General features: G+C 70.8%; 14 protein-coding genes and 2 tRNA genes. 4 read left to right on the top strand and 12 right to left on the bottom strand.

The genetic code is table 11. From position 1 onward, the window contains the following. The first annotated feature begins 18 nt into the window (after nucleotides 1-18). Complete coding sequence (locus ACAX67_RS02345) at nucleotides 19-798, top strand: MBL fold metallo-hydrolase (protein ID WP_370702201.1); 780 nt, start codon at nucleotides 19-21, stop codon at nucleotides 796-798. A 3-nt stretch (nucleotides 799-801) separates the two neighbouring features. On the opposite strand, the gene ACAX67_RS02340 is transcribed toward ACAX67_RS02345, so the two are convergent. After that, entirely contained in the window at nucleotides 802-1,755 is a 954-nt protein-coding gene (locus ACAX67_RS02340) for a hypothetical protein (RefSeq protein WP_370702200.1), read from the bottom strand. A gap of 156 nt (nucleotides 1,756-1,911) precedes the next feature. Between ACAX67_RS02340 and ACAX67_RS02335 the strand changes: the two genes are divergently transcribed. Then, nucleotides 1,912-2,517, top strand: a complete 606-nt coding sequence (locus ACAX67_RS02335) for a calcium-binding protein (RefSeq protein ID WP_370702199.1) — start codon at nucleotides 1,912-1,914, stop codon at nucleotides 2,515-2,517. A 107-nt stretch (nucleotides 2,518-2,624) separates the two neighbouring features. On the opposite strand, the gene ACAX67_RS02330 is transcribed toward ACAX67_RS02335, so the two are convergent. The 10 genes from ACAX67_RS02330 to recF all read right to left on the bottom strand — a co-directional run bounded on the left by ACAX67_RS02330 (nucleotide 2,625) and on the right by recF (nucleotide 14,379). Then, nucleotides 2,625-5,156: a WD40/YVTN/BNR-like repeat-containing protein gene (locus ACAX67_RS02330; protein WP_370702198.1), complete on the bottom strand. Its 2,532-nt coding sequence runs from the start codon at nucleotides 5,154-5,156 to the stop codon at nucleotides 2,625-2,627. 147 nt (nucleotides 5,157-5,303) lie between these two features. Further along, a complete protein-coding gene (locus tag ACAX67_RS02325; RefSeq protein ID WP_370702197.1) occupies nucleotides 5,304-6,404 on the bottom strand; it encodes a DUF3592 domain-containing protein in 1,101 nt (366 codons plus the stop codon). Between the two features lie 106 nt (nucleotides 6,405-6,510). After that, nucleotides 6,511-6,583 (bottom strand) — tRNA-Ala (locus ACAX67_RS02320). 9 nt (nucleotides 6,584-6,592) lie between these two features. After that, nucleotides 6,593-6,715 carry a DLW-39 family protein gene (locus ACAX67_RS02315; RefSeq protein WP_370702196.1) on the bottom strand — a complete coding sequence of 41 codons (123 nt, stop codon included), beginning with the start codon at nucleotides 6,713-6,715 and terminating at the stop codon, nucleotides 6,593-6,595. 31 nt (nucleotides 6,716-6,746) lie between these two features. Beyond that, nucleotides 6,747-6,820: transfer RNA gene (locus ACAX67_RS02310), tRNA-Ile, on the bottom strand. 84 nt (nucleotides 6,821-6,904) lie between these two features. Continuing rightward, nucleotides 6,905-7,486 (bottom strand): DUF3566 domain-containing protein, encoded by a 582-nt coding sequence (locus ACAX67_RS02305; protein WP_370702195.1) that lies wholly within the window; start codon nucleotides 7,484-7,486, stop codon nucleotides 6,905-6,907. Continuing rightward, nucleotides 7,486-10,248: a DNA gyrase subunit A gene (gene gyrA / locus ACAX67_RS02300; protein WP_370702194.1), complete on the bottom strand. Its 2,763-nt coding sequence runs from the start codon at nucleotides 10,246-10,248 to the stop codon at nucleotides 7,486-7,488. Before gyrA ends, ACAX67_RS02305 begins: the two co-directional genes overlap by 1 nt. 51 nt (nucleotides 10,249-10,299) lie before the next feature. Continuing rightward, nucleotides 10,300-12,387, bottom strand: a complete 2,088-nt coding sequence (gene gyrB, locus ACAX67_RS02295; RefSeq protein ID WP_370702193.1) for a DNA topoisomerase (ATP-hydrolyzing) subunit B — start codon at nucleotides 12,385-12,387, stop codon at nucleotides 10,300-10,302. Nucleotides 12,388-12,653: 266 nt separating this feature from the next. Continuing rightward, nucleotides 12,654-13,208 (bottom strand): DciA family protein, encoded by a 555-nt coding sequence (locus ACAX67_RS02290; protein WP_370702192.1) that lies wholly within the window; start codon nucleotides 13,206-13,208, stop codon nucleotides 12,654-12,656. A 1-nt stretch (nucleotide 13,209) separates the two neighbouring features. Further along, nucleotides 13,210-14,379 carry a DNA replication/repair protein RecF gene (gene recF / locus ACAX67_RS02285; protein WP_370702191.1) on the bottom strand — a complete coding sequence of 390 codons (1,170 nt, stop codon included), beginning with the start codon at nucleotides 14,377-14,379 and terminating at the stop codon, nucleotides 13,210-13,212. Between the two features lie 112 nt (nucleotides 14,380-14,491). Here recF and ACAX67_RS02280 point away from each other — a divergent pair, with 112 nt between their 5' ends. Both ACAX67_RS02280 and ACAX67_RS02275 read left to right on the top strand, forming a co-directional pair. Beyond that, nucleotides 14,492-14,926 (top strand): NINE protein, encoded by a 435-nt coding sequence (locus tag ACAX67_RS02280; protein ID WP_370702190.1) that lies wholly within the window; start codon nucleotides 14,492-14,494, stop codon nucleotides 14,924-14,926. 19 nt (nucleotides 14,927-14,945) lie between these two features. After that, complete coding sequence (locus ACAX67_RS02275; RefSeq protein WP_370702189.1) at nucleotides 14,946-15,380, top strand: DUF2752 domain-containing protein; 435 nt, start codon at nucleotides 14,946-14,948, stop codon at nucleotides 15,378-15,380. A 5-nt stretch (nucleotides 15,381-15,385) separates the two neighbouring features. Here ACAX67_RS02275 and gnd read toward each other — a convergent pair whose 3' ends face one another. Then, nucleotides 15,386-16,270: a phosphogluconate dehydrogenase (NAD(+)-dependent, decarboxylating) gene (gene gnd / locus ACAX67_RS02270; protein ID WP_370702188.1), complete on the bottom strand. Its 885-nt coding sequence runs from the start codon at nucleotides 16,268-16,270 to the stop codon at nucleotides 15,386-15,388. Between the last annotated feature and the right edge of the window lie 41 nt (nucleotides 16,271-16,311).

Below are 16,311 nucleotides of genomic sequence, written 5' to 3'. Positions count from 1 at the left end.
ACCTGACAGGATGCGCCCGTGCGCGTACACCACCTCAACTGCGCGACCATGCGGCCGCCGCTCACGCCGTCCATGGTCGCCCACGTGCTGCTCGTCGAGCGCCCCGAGGGCCTCCTGCTGGTCGACACCGGCTTCGGGACGGGTGACATCGCCGACCCGGGTCGCCTGGGCAAGCCCTTCCAGCTGATGGTCCGCCCCCGCCTCGACCCCGGCGAGACGGCGCTCGCGCAGGTGAAGTCGCTCGGATACTCCCCCGACGACGTCACCGACATCGCGCTGACCCACCTCGACCTCGACCACGCCGGCGGTCTCGGTGACTTCCCGCACGCGCGGGTGCACGTGCACCAGCCCGAGTACGACGCCGCGACCCACCCCACGATGCGCGAGAAGACGCGCTACGTCTCCGCCCAGTGGGCGCACGATCCGCAGTGGGTGCAGCACCGCGAGCCGGGCGACGGGTGGTTCGGCTTCCCGTCGGTGACCGCGCTCGGCGACGACGTCGTGCTGATCCCGTTGCTCGGACACACGCGTGGCCATGCCGGGGTCGCGGTCCGCGATGCCGACGGTCACTGGCTGCTCCACGCCGGCGACGCGTTCTTCGACGGCAACCAGGTGGCCGCCCCGCCGCGGTGCAACCGCAACCTCGCGGCGTTCCAGGTGCTCATGGCGGTCTCCAACAAGCTGCGCAAGGACAACCTGGCCCGCCTCCAGGAGCTCGCCGGCGCGCACTCCGAGGAGGTCACGATCTTCTGCGCGCACGACAAGGCGCAGTACGACGCCCTCGCCGCCCGCGCCTGACCGTCAGTCGCCGCAGAGCGCGAACGGCAGGTGCTGGTGCTCGACCAGCGCGACCGCGGCGCTCGGCCGCTGCAGGTCGTAGCCGATCCGCCCGGTCGACGGGTCGGCGACGCCCCGGGCGAACCCCTCGCCGAAGTCCGGCCGCATCGCGGGCATGACGTCGGCCAGCCGCAGCCGGTCGAAGGCGTCGGAGCGGGCCTCCCCCAGCCGGACGGTCGCCAGGTCCGCGCCGAGCGCGACCGAGAAGCCCTCGAGGGGGTCGAGTGCGTCGAGGTCGGCGCGCGGGCCCGCGGCGAGCTGGGCCTCCATGCCGTCGCCGAACACCGTGTCGAAGTCGAGGCAGGCCCGGTCGACGTACGTCGCGTTGGCCGACTGGCCGGTGAGGGCGACGACCTCCGGGATCGCCCCCCAGCTCTGGTCGCCCTCGGGTGGGGCGGTCGAGGTGATGAGGCGACGGTCGGTGTCGAGCACCGACCGGGCCAGCGGCCCGACACCGGCGGTGATCGCCTGCTGCACCTTGGCGAGGGGTACGTCGTCGTGCAGCGCGATGACCCAGCCGTCGGCGCCGTCGCCGTACGTCGCCTCCCAGGCCACGTCGTCCTCGCCGAACCCGTAGGGCGCGAGCTGGTCGGCGAAGGGGCGGAGCATGCCGTCGGACAGCGCGTCGGAGGTGGCGACCGCGCGCCAGAAGGCGGCTCGGTCGGCCTCCGGGGACTCCCTGTTGAGGGCGCCGAAGCCGAGGGTCAGCCGCAGCTCGTCGAAGTCCGTGACCTCCAACGTGCTCGCCGAGTCCGGCACGAGGGCCAGGACCGCCGCGGACGGCTCGAGGCCGGGGTCGTACTCCGTCACACTGGTCTCGGTCACCGGCGCGTCGGGGATGACGGGCTTCGGCGGATCGCTGCAGCCCGCCAGCACCAGAGCCGCGATCGGCAGCAGCCAACGCAGCCCACAAGTCACGCGGGAGAGTCTGCCATGACCTATCGCATTCGCCGTCCCCCCAGCCTCCCGGGCCCCCTCGCGCGCGTCCGGATGTGGCCGGTGTCTCATCCCCGAAATTCGCGCTCGCAGGAATTCCCCTTAGGGTCGTGGGGATCCCGATAGGAGGGGACCCCCTTGATCCGCACCATCACCACCTTCTTCGTCGCCCTCGTGGCGGGCCTCGCGGTGGCTGTCAGCCCCGCGGCGGCCGACCACCCGCCCCTGATGCTCGGCCCGGGCGACGCCGGCGTGCACGACATGGGCGGTAGCGCCATCATCCGCTACTCCAAGTTCGGCCCGGTCTACATCTCCGGCAAGCACAGCCAGCACCTGACCATCAAGTGGGTCGAGTCGAAGCACTCGATCCGCTTCCGCGACACGCGCACCGGCCACTTCAAGAGCCTGCCGGACCGCTGCACCCGCGAGAAGGTCAAGGTCGGCCTGTCCGCCGTCTGCAAGGTCCCGCCGCGCTTCAACAAGCACCGGATGTTCATCCAGGTGTGGCCGCGGCTCGGCAACGACTACACCAGCGGCAAGACGCTGCCCTCGCGGTTCCGTCTCTGGGTGCTGACCGACGCCGGCAACGACGTCGTGTACGGCGGCGCCGGAGCCGACTTCGTCAACGGCGCCAAGGGCAACGACCGGATCTACGGCGGCGGCGGCCACGACTGGCTGCGCGGCGGCCCGGGTGCCGACCACATCTCCGGCGGCGGCGGCGGAGACCGCATCTCGCACGGCTGATCGTCGTACTGCTTCACGGGCGGAGCCCGGGTCTCCTCGAGGGACCCGGGCTCCGTTCGTTCCTCCCTGCTCGAGGGAGGCCGCGGCGCGAGGCCGCCTGAGCGGTCTCAGTTCAGGTTGATCCTCCAGTCCCCGCGGCCGTGGGTGCCGACCACGACGAGGCCCTCCGGACGGGTCACGACGTCCCACACGGTGACCTTCGGGAGCCCGTGACCGAGCCGGGCCCACGACAGTCCGTCGGCCTGCGACCCCCTGCGGGTGATGAACGCGCCGACCTCGGTGCCGGCCACCAGACGGTGGTCGAGGAACGCCACGTGGTAGACCGGTGCGTCGGGCAGGTCGCCGCTGACGTCGGTCCAGGACGCGCCGCCGTCCTTGGTCTCGAAGACGTGTCCGTGACCCGCCCTCGGGATCCAGCGCTGGCTGTAGGAGCCGACGCTGAGGTAGGCGTGCGCCCCGTCGGACGGGTCGACCGCGATGGACGTGATGTAGCGGTTCGGCACGCCGTCGAGGGCCAGCTCGTGCCACGTGCCGCCGTAGTTGGTCGCCAGCCCGCGCTGGAACGACGCGCCGCCGGTGCCCGGCGACGGGTTGCACGGCCCGCACCAGCCGGCGTACATGGTGCCGCCGCGCCGCGCCAGGGCGGTCACCGAGTGACCGTTGCCGGTGTTGTAGACCGGCTTCCAGTCGCAGCCCTCCGAGCCGTTGCAGACGGTGTTCCAGCCCGCGTTGTCCTTCCAGACGTACTGCCCGCCGGCCACCCAGTGGGTCGGGTCCTTCACGTCCTTCTCCATCGGTGCGATGAACCGCGGGTTCGGGTCGCACGGGTCGGGCGGGTCGCTCGCGGTGATGCACGACGGTGAGATCTCCGTGGCGTCCGCGACGAAGCCGTCGTGGCTCATGTACATGTCGAGGTAGACGTACTCCTCCACGGCGCGGTCACCGAAGTACGGCGAGACGATGGTGTCGCCGCCGTCGCCGGTGAACGCCTGCTCGACCTGGTCCATGTCCGAGCGCGTGTAGCTCTCGCCGTTGTCCTGCAGGCCGCCCCAGTAGGCGTACCCGCTGGCCATCTGGCCGACGTCGATCGAGTAGTTCTGCGTCGTGTGGAGCGTCGCGTTGAGGTCGGACCAGTGGCCCTTGTCGTGCCAGGTCAGCGGCCGCCGCCACAGGCCGCCGTCGCTCCCGGCCCAGAAGTCGCCGTCGAAGATCATGCCGGCGTGCTGGTCGGGGTGGGTCGTGCGCGGGCAGTCGTACGGGTCGCCGTTCTGCTCCTCGCACTCGATGTCGTAGTTCCAGTACGGGCCCACGGTCTTCCAGTGCGCACCGGCGTCGGTGGACTCGTAGACCTCCTCGAGCTGCAGGTAGACGTGCTTGCGGTCGCGCGGGTCGACGGTGATCTGCTGGTTGTAGTCACCCTGGACACCGGGGAAGAACGTGGTGTCCGAGCCCTCCATCGCCGAGTCGGACTCGGCCAGCTCGTCGGTCGTCGCGATCCGCTGCCAGGGACCGATCGGTCCGCTCTTGGAGACGAAGACACCTTCCCCGATGAGCGTCCCCTCGTTGGCGGGCGAGTCGCTGGTCACCAGCGCGTAGAGCCAGCCGTGCGAGGAGCTGAACGTGGTGCGACCGATGGAGTCCGGGTCGATGTCGCCGGTCGGCGTGATCCGCTCGAAGCTGCCGGCCTTGCCGTTGCCGACGTAGAAGCCGTTCGCGCCGGTGTTGGCCGGGTTGGTGTAGCCCGCCCAGCCGACGACCGCGAGCAGCTGGTGGCCGTGCGTGCCAGGTACCGCGACCACGTCGGTCACCGACGAGCTCGGCGGGTAGTCCTTCGGGCCGCGGGGCTGGAGCACCGGGCGCCACGCCGTCGAGCGGGAGGCGTCGACCGAGCGGCGGTAGAGCCCGTGGTTCGTGGCGATGTAGACGTGGTGCTGCGCCCACAGGATCGTGTAGGAGCCGGAGCCGAAGAGCTCGCGGCCGCCGATGCGCTGCCAACGGTCCGCCCCCGGGGCGAGCCGGTAGACACCGGTGCCGTACTGGTTCTCACCGGCGTTGTTGGCCTCGCCGGTGCCGACCCAGATCGAGCCGTCGCTGGGGTCCGTCGCGATGGCGCCGACCGCTAGCCGGGGCAGGCCCCGGTTGAGCTCCTGCCAGTGCGCTCCCTTGTCCGAGGAGCGCCAGACGCCGCCGCTTGCGGAGCCGGCGTAGACCGTCGACCCGCTGGCGGTGAGCGCCGTCATCCGTCCGGTGACGATGCCGTGCCCGACTCCGTAGTTGAACCCGCGGTTGATGGGGTCGTTGAGGAACGGCTTGTCGGTCGGGGACGTCCAGCTGCCGCCGACGACCGGGAGCCGGCCCGCCGCGCGTTGGGCCGCGAGGGTGCCGGCGATGGGGAAGGTCGTGGCGGGCGCCGCTTGGATCGACTGCGCGAATTCCGCGCGCAGCTTGATCAGCTCGGCCTCGTCGCCCTCGTCCTCCTCGATGCGCTGCTGGTTGGTCCGGGTGGCGCGGAGGCCCTTGTGGAGGAAGGACTGGGCGGACGGCTTGTCGCCATGGTGGTTCTGTCCCGAGGCGGCCGGGACGCCGGCCACGGCGAGAGCGAGAGCAAGAGCGAGAATTCTGAGGTTGCGGATGTGCATGGGGCTGGCTCCTTGACCGGTTCCTGCACCAGAGGGGGGGATTTTTGCTTTCTCAGAGTGCGCCTGCTCCCTGCCGCGCGCAAGAGCCGCCGAACGCCCATTTGGACGTGCTCTCGACCGGCCACGACGAGCCAGAATTGGTCGCCCCTACGATCCGCTGACCGCTCCGCCGACGACCACGGCCAGGAGGAAGGCCCACCCTCCGGTGAGCCGACGCCGCGGGTCGGCCGGGCGGAAGAGCCCGGTGGGACCACCGAGCAGGAGGTACGCCGGGCAGGCGATCGGCGCGAAGCCGAGCATCAGCCACACCCACGCCCACGGTGTCGCCCGCCAAGGCTCCGGGGCGATGCCGACGTGGAGGAGGGTGAGCACGAACAGGCACAACGCCACGAGCGCCGCGCGGTCGTCGAGCTCCCACCCGAAGAACCGAGCGGTCAGGCCACTGCCCGTCCCGCCGCCGACGCGCTCGAACTCGACCGACCCCCCGCCGGTGGTGAGGTAGTCGCGCAGGTCGCCGGTGAAGTGACCGGTGACGTCGCCCCCTCCGCCGACGCCCCGGTGATGGCCGCGGGTCTGGAGCACCTCGGTGACGTAGTGCAGCCCGTGCCGCTCCCACCGCAGCTCGACGGTCGCCGTACCTCGCGAGTGACCGGGCAACCCGCCCGAGGCCCGGACCTCGTGCACCTCCCCCTGCGAGATCGCGGACAGGAGGTCGTCCGCGGTGGACCGGTGCTCACCGGTCAGCGCTGCTCCCACGAGGGCGGCCAGCCACGCCGCGAGCAGGGCCCAGGCGACCGCCCGTTGACCTCCCAGGTTGCTGGTGCGGCCGCCCGCGATCGCGATGCCTGCGAGGGCCAGCGCCACCGCGGCCGCGGCCGCGAGCCGCCACGGCAGGTCGCCGTAGTGGGAGAGCCGGCCACTACGCGGATGGTCGGCGTCGTAGTAGACGGTGACGGTGTCGCCGCTCCGGAGCCCGCACCAGCGGTCGTCGCGCGGCTCGGTGAACTGGTACGTCTCCCCGTGCACGGAGTAGGACACGGTCGGGTAGCAACCTCTGCCCCCTCCGCCGAAAGCGCCGACCTCCCCCTGCACGGTGCTGCTCGGCGCGGTGAGCATCGCGATCCCCGCCGCGAGGACCAGCCCGACGCCGATCCCCAGGAGCACGGCGACCACCCGTCGCAGCCACTGCGACTCGCGCCGGGTCGGCGCGACCTCCGCCGGCTCGAGGTCCGGGGCGGTCGTCGTCACGCGGTGGATTGTGTCATGCAGGACTTGTCGCCGCGTCGTTTCCTGCGGTGCGCTCCGACGAGGTGGGAGCGCGGCATAGACACGGGGACCTACGGTCCGGACAGGGTGGAGCCTAGGGGACTCGAACCCCTAACCCCCTGCTTGCAAAGCAGGTGCGCTACCAATTGCGCCAAGGCCCCCGGTGGGGATCAGGAGGGCTGATCGGTGGCCTCGGCCCAGAGGGCCTGCTCCGCCTTGCTCTCCTGGAGCTTCTTCACTGCGAACGCGACGCCAGCCGCGGCGAGTGCCGTGAGAACGAGCTTCTTGAGCATGCGTTCCTCCGTTGGGTTGTGCTGCGTCGAGTGGGCCTAACAGGACTTGAACCTGTGACCTCTTCCTTATCAGGGAAGCGCTCTAACCGTCTGAGCTATAGGCCCGGGTGGCCCGCGTCGGGGTGGAAGCCCCCTCCGCGGACCGAGGGGGAACGTTACCCGACCGGGGTCGGGGTCAACAAAACGGGATCAGGCGTCCTCGGCGAGGGTGACCTCGATGCCGCCGAGCAGCGCGGCGGCCATGTTGTAGAGGAAGGCGGTGAGGGTCGCGCTGGCGGTGATCAGGATGACGTCGATCGCGGCGACGAGCATCGTGAAGCCGAGCACGCGGCTGGTGCCGACGTAGTCCTGGATCTGGAAGGTCGAGACGTCCTCGCCGCCGATGCCCTCCTGGATCGTGCTGTTGATGGAGTCCCAGACGCCGGCGGCGCCGAGCACCTGCCAGACCATCGCGACCGACACGACCGTGACCACCGCGAACGCGATGGACAGCAGGAACGACGTCTTCATCACCGACCAGGGGTCGACCCGGGTCAGCCTGAGCCGGGCACGCCGCGGTCCGCGGGCCGCGGCCGGGCGCTGGTCGGCCGCCGTGCTCGCGCCGGGCGGCAGCGACGGCGTCGGGGCGCCGGCGGGCTTGGGCGGGAGGTCGGGCAGCGGCTGGGCGGGCGACTTCTTGCCGAAGCGGGGCCGGGGCGCGTCGTCAGCCTTGCTCACCGGGGAGCCCGTGGGGACGGGCACGGTGGTCGGCTCCTTGGTGCGGTCCGACATCAAGCCTCACTCTCGCCAGGGCTCTCCACGTCCCCGCTGTCGCCCGAGTCGCCGGGCCCTTCCGCCTCGATTGTTGCATCCGGGGTGGAAACCGGCGATTCGTCCGTCTCGCCGTCGGCGGCGTCCCCGGTCACGGCGGTGCCGGCGCTCTCCTCCTCGTCGACCTTCGACTCGACCGATCGCGCGACGACGGCGACCGCGTCACCGGACTTCGGCGACACGAACTTCACACCCTGCGTGGCGCGACCGACCGACGGCTTGAAGTTCTCGTCGATCGGGCTGCGGACGACCTGTCCGGCCTGGGTGATCGACATGACCTCGTCGCCGTCCTCGACGATGAAGGCGCCGACCAGGCCGCCGCGCTCCTCGTTGGCCAGCTTCATCGTGGTGACACCGAGGCCGCCACGACCGGTGAGCCGGTACTCGCTGATCCGGGTGCGCTTCGCGAAACCCGCGTCGGTCATCGTGAAGACGTACTGCGCCTTCACCTCGCTGACCTCGTCGGGCGAGGCCTCGACGCCCGGCGACTCCTCCGTCGGCGCAGCGATGCCCGCCGCCTCCTCCGCCGCGATCTGGCTGGCGCGGATCACCGACATCGACAGCACCGAGTCGGCCGCGGACTTGAACCGCATGCCGGTCACGCCGGAGGTGGCCCGGCCCATGGGCCGCAGCTGGTCGTCGGCGGCACGGAAGCGGATGGCCTGCCCCTTGCGGGAGACCAGCAGGATGTCGTCGTCGGCCGAGGCGAGCTCGGCACCGATCAGCTCGTCGTCGTCCTCGCGGAAGTTGATCGCGATGACACCGGCCTGGCGCGGGCTGTTGTAGTCGCCCAGCCTGGTCTTCTTCACCAGGCCGTTGCGGGTGGCGAGCACGAGGTAGGGCGCCTGCTCGTAGTCGCGGATCGCCAGCACCTGCGCGATCCCCTCGTCGGGCTGGAAGCTGAGCAGCCCGGCGACGTGACCGCCCTTGGCGTCGCGCGAGGCCTCCGGCAGGTTGTAGGCCTTGGTGCGGTAGACCCGGCCGGCCGTCGTGAAGAACAGCAGCCAGTGGTGGTTGGTCGTGGCGATGAAGTGCTCGACGACGTCGTCGCCGCGCAGGGTCGCACCGCGCACGCCCTTCCCGCCGCGCTTCTGGGTGCGGTACTGCGAGGCGAGGGTGCGCTTCGCGTAGCCGCCGCGGGTGATCGAGACGACGAGCTCCTCGTCGGGGATCAGGTCCTCCATCGAGAGGTCGCCGTCGGCCGCGATGATCTGGGTGCGCCGCTCGTCGCCGTACTTCTCGACGATCTCGGCGAGCTCCTCCGACACGATCGAGCGCTGACGGCTCTCGTTGGCGAGGATGTCCTCGAGGTCGGCGATGAGCTCCTCGAGCTCGGCCAACCGGTCCATGATCTTCTGCCGCTCGAGGGCCGCGAGCCGGCGCAGCTGCATGTCGAGGATCGCGTTGGCCTGGATCTCGTCGATGTCGAGCAGCTCGATCAGGCCCTGGCGCGCGTCGTCGACCTCGGGCGAGCGCCGGATGAGGGCGATGACCTCGTCGAGCATGTCGAGCGCCTTGACCAGGCCGCGGAAGATGTGCGCCTGGCGCTCGGCCTCGGCGAGGCGGAACCGGGTGCGCCGCTGGATGACGTCGATCTGGTGCTCGACCCAGTGGCTCACGAACTGGTCGATCGTCAGCGTGCGCGGCACGCCGTCGACGAGCGCGAGCATGTTGGCGCTGAAGTTGGTCTGCAGCTCGGTGTGCTTGAGCAGGTTGTTGAGGACGACGCGGGCGACCGCCTCGCGCTTGAGCACGACCACGAGCCGCTGGCCCGTGCGGCCCGAGGAGTCGTCGCGCACGTCGGAGATGCCCTGGACCTTGCCGGAGTCGGCCAGCTCGGCGATCTTCAACGCCAGGTTGTCGGGGTTGACCATGTAGGGCAGCTCGGTGATCGACAGGCAGGTGCGACCCCGGTTGTCCTCGTCGACCTCGATCACCGCGCGCTGCGTCACCGAGCCGCGGCCGGTGCGGTAGGCGGTCTCGATGCCCTCGCGGCCCACGATCAGCGCGCCGTTGGGGAAGTCGGGGCCCTTGATCCGCTCGATCAGGGCGTCCTGCAGCTCCTCCCGCGTCGCGTCGGGGTGCTCGAGCGCCCACAGCGCGCCCTCGGCGACCTCGCGCAGGTTGTGCGGCGGGATGTTGGTGGCCATGCCGACCGCGATGCCGGCCGAGCCGTTGACGAGCAGGTTGGGGAAGCGCGCCGGCAGGACCGTCGGCTCCTGGGAGCGCCCGTCGTAGTTGGGCTGGAAGTCGACGGTCTCCTGCTCGATGTCGCGGACCATCTCCAGCGCCAGCGGCGCCATCCGGCACTCGGTGTAGCGCATGGCGGCCGCGGAGTCGTTGCCCGGCGAGCCGAAGTTGCCCTGGCCCTGGACGAGCGGCGCGCGCATCACCCACGGCTGCGCGAGCCGGACCAGGGTGTCGTAGATGGCGGTGTCGCCGTGCGGGTGGTACTGACCCATCACGTCGCCGACGACGCGCGAGCACTTCGAGAAGCCGCGGTCGGGGCGGTAGCCGCCGTCGTACATCGCGTAGAGCACCCGCCGGTGCACCGGCTTGAGCCCGTCGCGCACGTCGGGGAGCGCGCGACCGACGATGACCGCCATGGCGTAGTCGATGTAGGCGCGCTGCATCGAGGTCTGCAGCTCGATGGGCTCGATCCGGCCGCCGGGTCCGGGGCCGGGACCGTCGCCGCCGCCGAGGTTCGAAGCTGTCTCAGTCACGATTGCTCTTTCTGCCAGGTTCTATCGAAATCTAAGAAATGCGCTAGATGCTCAGATATCGAGGAATCGAACGTCCTTGGCGTTGCGCTGGATGAAGGAGCGTCGCTGCTCGACGTCCTCCCCCATCAGGATCGAGAAGATCTCGTCGGCCTGGGCGGCGTCCTCCAGCGTCACCTGGAGCATCAGCCGCTGCTCGGGGTTCATCGTGGTCTCCCACAGCTCCTCGGCGTTCATCTCGCCGAGACCCTTGTAGCGCTGGACCGGGTTCTCCTTCGGCAGCTTCTTGCCCTGCGCGAGGCCGTCGCGCATGAGGAGGTCGCGCTCGGCGTCGGAGTAGACGAACTCGTGCTCGTGCGGCTTGTTCCAGCGGAGCCGGTAGAGGGGCGGCTGCGCCATGTAGACGTAGCCGTGCTCGATGAGGGGCTTCATGAAGCGGAAGAGCAGCGTCAGGAGCAGCGTGTTGATGTGGTGGCCGTCGACGTCGGCGTCGGCCATCAGCACCACCTTGTGGTAGCGCAGCTTGGCCTCGTCGTACTCCTCCTGGATGCCGGTGCCGAGGGCGGAGATGATCGCCTGCACCTCCTGGTTGGCCAGGACCTTGTCGATGCGCGCCTTCTCGACGTTGAGGATCTTGCCGCGGATCGGGAGGATCGCCTGGATGCGCGGGTTGCGCCCCTGGCGCGCCGAGCCACCGGCCGAGTCGCCCTCGACGATGAAGACCTCGCACTCCTCCGGGTTGGTCGACTGGCAGTCCGACAGCTTGCCGGGCAGCCCGCCGCCGCCGAGCAGGCCCTTGCGGTTGCGGGCGAGGTCGCGCGCCTTCCGCGCGGCGATGCGCGCGGTCGCCGCGGCCTGCGCCTTGCGGATGATGTCCTTGCCCTCGCTCGGGTTCTGCTCCAGCCACGCGCCGAGGTGGTCGTTGACGACCGACTGCACGAAGCCCTTCGCCTCGGTGTTGCCGAGCTTGGCCTTCGTCTGGCCCTCGAACTGGGGGTTGGAGATCTTGAGGCTGATGATCGCGGTGAGACCCTCGCGGATGTCGTCACCGGTCAGCCGGTCCTCCTTCTTCTTGATGAGGCCCCACTCCTCGCCCCACCGGTTCATGAGCGAGGTGAGCGCCGCACGGAAGCCCTCCTCGTGGGTGCCGCCCTCGGGGGTGTTGATCGTGTTGGCGAAGGTGTGGACCGACTCGTTGTAGGACGAGGCCTGCCACTGCATCGCGATCTCGAGGCTCATCGGGTTGGGCGCGCTGTCGCCCGTCTCGGCCTCGTAGGAGATGACCGAGCTGATGACGTTCTTGCGGCGGTTGAGGAAGTCGACGTAGTCGGCCAAGCCGCGGTCGTACTGGAAGACCTGCTCCAGCACGCGGTGGCCGTCGACCTCCGCGGCGTGCAGGTCGTCGGGCGCGTCGGTGTCGCCGACGATCGTCGGGTCCTCGATCGCGTCGGCGATGTCCTCGGCGGCGGGGCGCTCGTCGCGCAGCACGATCCGCAGGCCCTTGTTGAGGAAGGCCATCTCGCGGAACCGGGCGGTGATCGTCTCGAGGCTGTAGGTGGTGGTCTCGAAGATGTCCGGCGAGGCGAACCAGGTGACCCGGGTGCCGGTCTCCTCGCCCTCCTCCAGCGCGCGGACCTGGCGCAGCGGGTAGTCGGGCACGCCGAGGGTGAACTCCTGCTCCCAGACGTGACCGCGGTTCTTCACCTCCAGCCGGAGCCGGGACGAGAGCGCGTTGACGACCGAGGAGCCCACGCCGTGCAGACCGCCGGAGACCTTGTAGCCGGCGCCGCCGAACTTGCCGCCCGCGTGGAGCACCGTGAGCGCCAGCGTCGCGGCGGGCAGCTCCTGGCCGGGCGCGGTGTCGGTCGGGATGCCGCGACCGTTGTCGGACACCGTCACCGCGCCGTCGGCGAGCAGCGTGACGTTGATGGTGTCGCAGTAGCCCGCGAGCGACTCGTCGACCGCGTTGTCCACGATCTCCCACACGAGGTGGTGCAGACCGCGCTCGCCGGTCGAGCCGATGTACATGCCCGGGCGCTTGCGGACCGCCTCCAGCCCCTCGAGCACCTGGATCGCGGAAGCGTCGTAGTCACCGAGCCCGGCGATGCCGTTGCTGGGGGGCGGGGTCTGCTCGTCGGTCACGGCACCTCTTGGGGATCAGGGCGGCTGCCCGGGGCTGGGCACACAGAAGGCCGACGCTCACGCTTCAGGGGCGTGCGCCCGGCCGATCGCCATGATACCGCTCAAATCGCCTCAGGCCACGTCACGACCCGTCCGGACCGGGGGTCTGTGGACGAAAAGTGGCCCTGAGCGCCGATTTGAGGCCATTCCGAGCGCCGAACAGGGGCCCGTCCAGACCCGGGTACGGCGAACCGGCCTCTCGGGCCGCCCCGTCGACCGGCCCCGGCTCAGCCGTAGGTGTCGCGCGGACCGCGTCCGTCGCGCAGCCCACGTCCGCCGTGCTTCCAGGTCGGTGCCAGGGGGCCGAGCACCTCCACCACGGTGACCGTGCCGTGCCCCAGCTCGGTGTTGAGACGCTTCACCAGTGTCGGCGCCAGCAGCTTGAGCTGGGTCGCCCACGCCGTGGAGTCGGTGCGCACCACCAGGGTCCCGTCGGCGAGCGTCTCCGGCGTCGAGTGGGCGCCGATCTCCTCGCCGACCACCTCGGTCCAGCGGGCGAACACGCCACGCACCTGGAGATCCAGGCCCCAGCCCCGTTGGTCGACCAGCCGGCCCACCTCGCCGCCGAGGAGCTGCGGGTCGCGGTCGTCGGGGTAGGCGCCGCTCATCCCACCCTCGCTGCCCCGCCGTGCCCGCCGGGTCGGGGAGCCGGGCTTGCGCTTGCGTCGGCCCGACGGTGCGCCCGGAAGTCCGGGCGCGACGGCGCCGCGCATCATCGCCCGAGCGAGGTCGAGCCCGTCGGCCCGGTGGGCCTCGTCGGGGGTCTCCTCATCCTTCGACACGTCATCCTTCGACACGTCGCACCTCCCCGGCGGCGACGGCATAGGTCACGCCCGAGAGGGCCGTCGGCACGTCCGCCTCGACCGCGGCGGTCACCAGCACCTGCTCGGCCCCGGCGACGAGCTCGGCCAGCTGGTCGCGCCGGTCGGCGTCGAGCTCGGCGAAGACGTCGTCGAGGATGAGGATCGGGTCGTCGCCCTCCGCGCGCAGCAGGTCGTAGGAGGCCAGCTTCATCGCGAGCGCGAACGACCACGACTCCCCGTGGGAGGCGTACCCCTTCACCGGGAGCCGCTCCTCCTCCCCCGGACCGAGGGTGAGGACCAGGTCGTCACGGTGCGGCCCGACGAGCGTCAGGCCACGGCCGATCTCGTCGGCCTGGCGCCGGGCCAGCTCGTCGCGGAACGCGATCGCCACCAGGTCCGCCGACGGCAGCGCCGTCGCCGTGCCGGTCTGCGCGAGCAACGGGAGGTTGGAGCTGTAGGCCACGCGCGCGTCGTCGCGCGACGCGCCGCGCGCCACCGCCTCGTAGGCCTTCCCCAGGTACGGCGCCAGGTCGGCCACGAGCGCGAGGCGGGCCTCGAGCAACTGGGTGCCGGTGGTCACGAGCTGCTCGTCCCACACCGCCAGGGTGGCCAGCGCGGCGTCGCGACTGCTCCCCCGCGCGGCGTAGATCGTCTTAAGCAGGCTGTTGCGCTGCCTGAGCACCCGCTCGTGGTCGGCGCGGACCCCGGCGAGGCGCGGGGTGCGCAGCACGAGCAGGTCGTCGAGGAAGCGACGCCGCTCCGACGGGTCGCCCTTGACGAGGGCGAGGTCCTCGGGGCTGAAGACCACCGTGCGCAGGATCCCTATGATGTCGCGGGCCCGCGACAGCGGGCTCCGGTTGATCCGGGCCCGGTTGGCGCGACCCGGGTTGAGCTCGACCTCGAGCACCGCGGTGCGCCCGTCGCGCACCACCGCGGCCCGCACCAGCGCCTGCTCGGCGCCGGCCCGGATGAGCGGTGCGTCGGACGCGACGCGGTGCGAGGCGAGCCGCGAGAGGTAGTCGACGGCCTCGACCAGGTTGGTCTTGCCCTGGCCGTTGCGACCGACGAACGCCGTGACACCTGCGTCGAGGGGCACCTCCACGTCGTCGTACGACCGGAAGTCGTGGAGGGTCAGGTGCGAGACATGCACGACCCCATCATCCCCCGCGGCGCGGACAGCGCGGCGCGGCATCCTGTGGATTTGCCAAAGGTGTGGCCCGAATCGGGTTTGAAGGAGGTGCCGGAGACCTAGGCTGCCTCCCATGACCCAACCTCCAGTTCCGCCGCCGCCCGGTGGCTACGGCTACGGCGCGCCGACCCCGTCGATGCAGCCCTCCGGTCCCTTCTACGTCTCCGTGCTCGGGCAGGAGCAGGGCCCCTACGACTTCAACACCCTGGGCCAGATGGCGCAGGCGGGCCAGATCAAGGGCGACTCGCAGGTGCGGGCCGCCGACGGCCAGCAGTACTTCGCCGCCAGGGACATCCCCGGCCTGTTCTCCGAGAAGGAGTGGCTGACCGTCGTGCTGCTCTCGTGGTTGGTCGGCAGCCTCGGCGTCGACCGGTTCTACCTCGGGCAGACCGGCCTCGGCATCCTCAAGCTGGTCACCTGCGGCGGGTGCTACATCTGGTGGCTCTACGACGCGATCATGTTCACCCTGCGCAAGCAGCACGACGTCGACGGCCGACCGTTCCGCTGATCCGACGATGACCCGATCGATGCCGACGACCCCCCTCACCGAGGAGCGCTTCGCGCTGCTCCGTCGACAGCCGCGCCTCTCGGCGTCGGACGTCGCCGCCGTGGGTGGGGTCGCCGGCATCGGCGTGGCCTTCCTGCTCTCGCCCGACCACATCGAGGACGGACCGGTCATCTGCCCGTTCCGGGCCCTCACCGGGCTGCCGTGCCCCGGATGCGGGCTGACCCGGTCATGGGTCTACGCCGCCCACGGCTGGTGGCGCGAGTCGTTCGCGTCGCACCCCTTCGGCCTGGTCCTCGTCGCCGGGATCCTCGCGCTGGCGGTGACCGTCGCGCGACGCCGCGCCCGCCACGAGGCACCGCCCGAGCTCGACAGGCTGCTCAAGCACCCGGTCGTCCTCGCGATCGGCGCCATCTGGCTCACCTTCGGCGCGGTGCGCCTGGTCCTCGCGATCTAGCGCGCTCAGGACCTCTTGGTCACGGCGTGACCGCCGAACCCGTTGCGCATCGCGGCGATCGCCTTCATGGCGACGTCGTCCTCCTGGCGTGACACGAACCGCGCGAACAGGCTGGCCGAGATGGCTGGCATCGGCACGGCGTTCTCGATGGCGGCCTCGACGGTCCAGCGACCCTCGCCGGAGTCCTCGGCATAGCCCTTGAGCTGGTCGAGGTGCTCGTCGGCGCGCAGCTGGTCGACGAGGAGGTCGAGGAGCCAGGACCGTACGACGGTGCCGGTGCGCCAGGAGGCGAAGATCTCGGGCACGTTCTCGACCATGTCGACCTTGTCGAGCAGCTCCCAGCCCTCGGCGTAGGCCTGCATCATGGCGTACTCGATCCCGTTGTGGACCATCTTCGCGAAGTGGCCGGCCCCGGGCTGCGAGCCGCAGTGCACCAGGCCGTCCGTGGTGTCGCCGGGCTTGAGGGCCTCGAACGCCGGCATCACCTTGGCGGCGTCGGACTCGGAGCCGCCGTACATCAGGGCGTAGCCGTTCTTGAGGCCCCACACGCCGCCCGAAACACCGCAGTCGACGAAGCCGATGCCCTTCTCCGCCAGGGACGCGGCGTTCTCGGCGTCGTCGGTGTACTTGGAGTTGCCGCCGTCGACGACGAGGTCGCCCTCGCCGAGCAGGTCCTTGAGCGCCGCGATCGTCGATCGCGTCGGCTCGCCCGAGGGCACCATGACCCAGACCACCTTGGGGCTGGGGAGAGCGTCGACGAGTGCCTCGAGGCTGTCGACGTCGGAGACCTCGGGGTTGCGGTCGTAGCCCACGACGGTGAGGCCGGCGTCGCGCATCCGAGTGCGCATGTTGCCGCCCATCTTCCCGAGGCCGATGAGTCCGATGTCCATGAGTGCTCCCCAGGGTGGTCGTGCCGACAGGTTCCAGGTCG

This window comes from Nocardioides candidus, assembly GCF_041321175.1.
Taxonomy (GTDB): domain Bacteria; phylum Actinomycetota; class Actinomycetes; order Propionibacteriales; family Nocardioidaceae; genus Nocardioides.
This window is presented reverse-complemented; position numbering and strand designations above follow the sequence as displayed.

Coding starts and splice junctions, on each gene's coding strand:
- ACAX67_RS02330 (WP_370702198.1), bottom strand. CDS start 5,156: ATGCACATCCGCAACCTCAGAATTCTCGCTCTTGCTCTCGCTCTCGCC.
- ACAX67_RS02315 (WP_370702196.1), bottom strand. CDS start 6,715: ATGCTCAAGAAGCTCGTTCTCACGGCACTCGCCGCGGCTGGCGTCGCG.
- ACAX67_RS02305 (WP_370702195.1), bottom strand. CDS start 7,486: ATGTCGGACCGCACCAAGGAGCCGACCACCGTGCCCGTCCCCACGGGC.
- ACAX67_RS02280 (WP_370702190.1), top strand. CDS start 14,492: ATGACCCAACCTCCAGTTCCGCCGCCGCCCGGTGGCTACGGCTACGGC.
- ACAX67_RS02275 (WP_370702189.1), top strand. CDS start 14,946: ATGCCGACGACCCCCCTCACCGAGGAGCGCTTCGCGCTGCTCCGTCGA.
- gnd (WP_370702188.1), bottom strand. CDS start 16,270: ATGGACATCGGACTCATCGGCCTCGGGAAGATGGGCGGCAACATGCGC.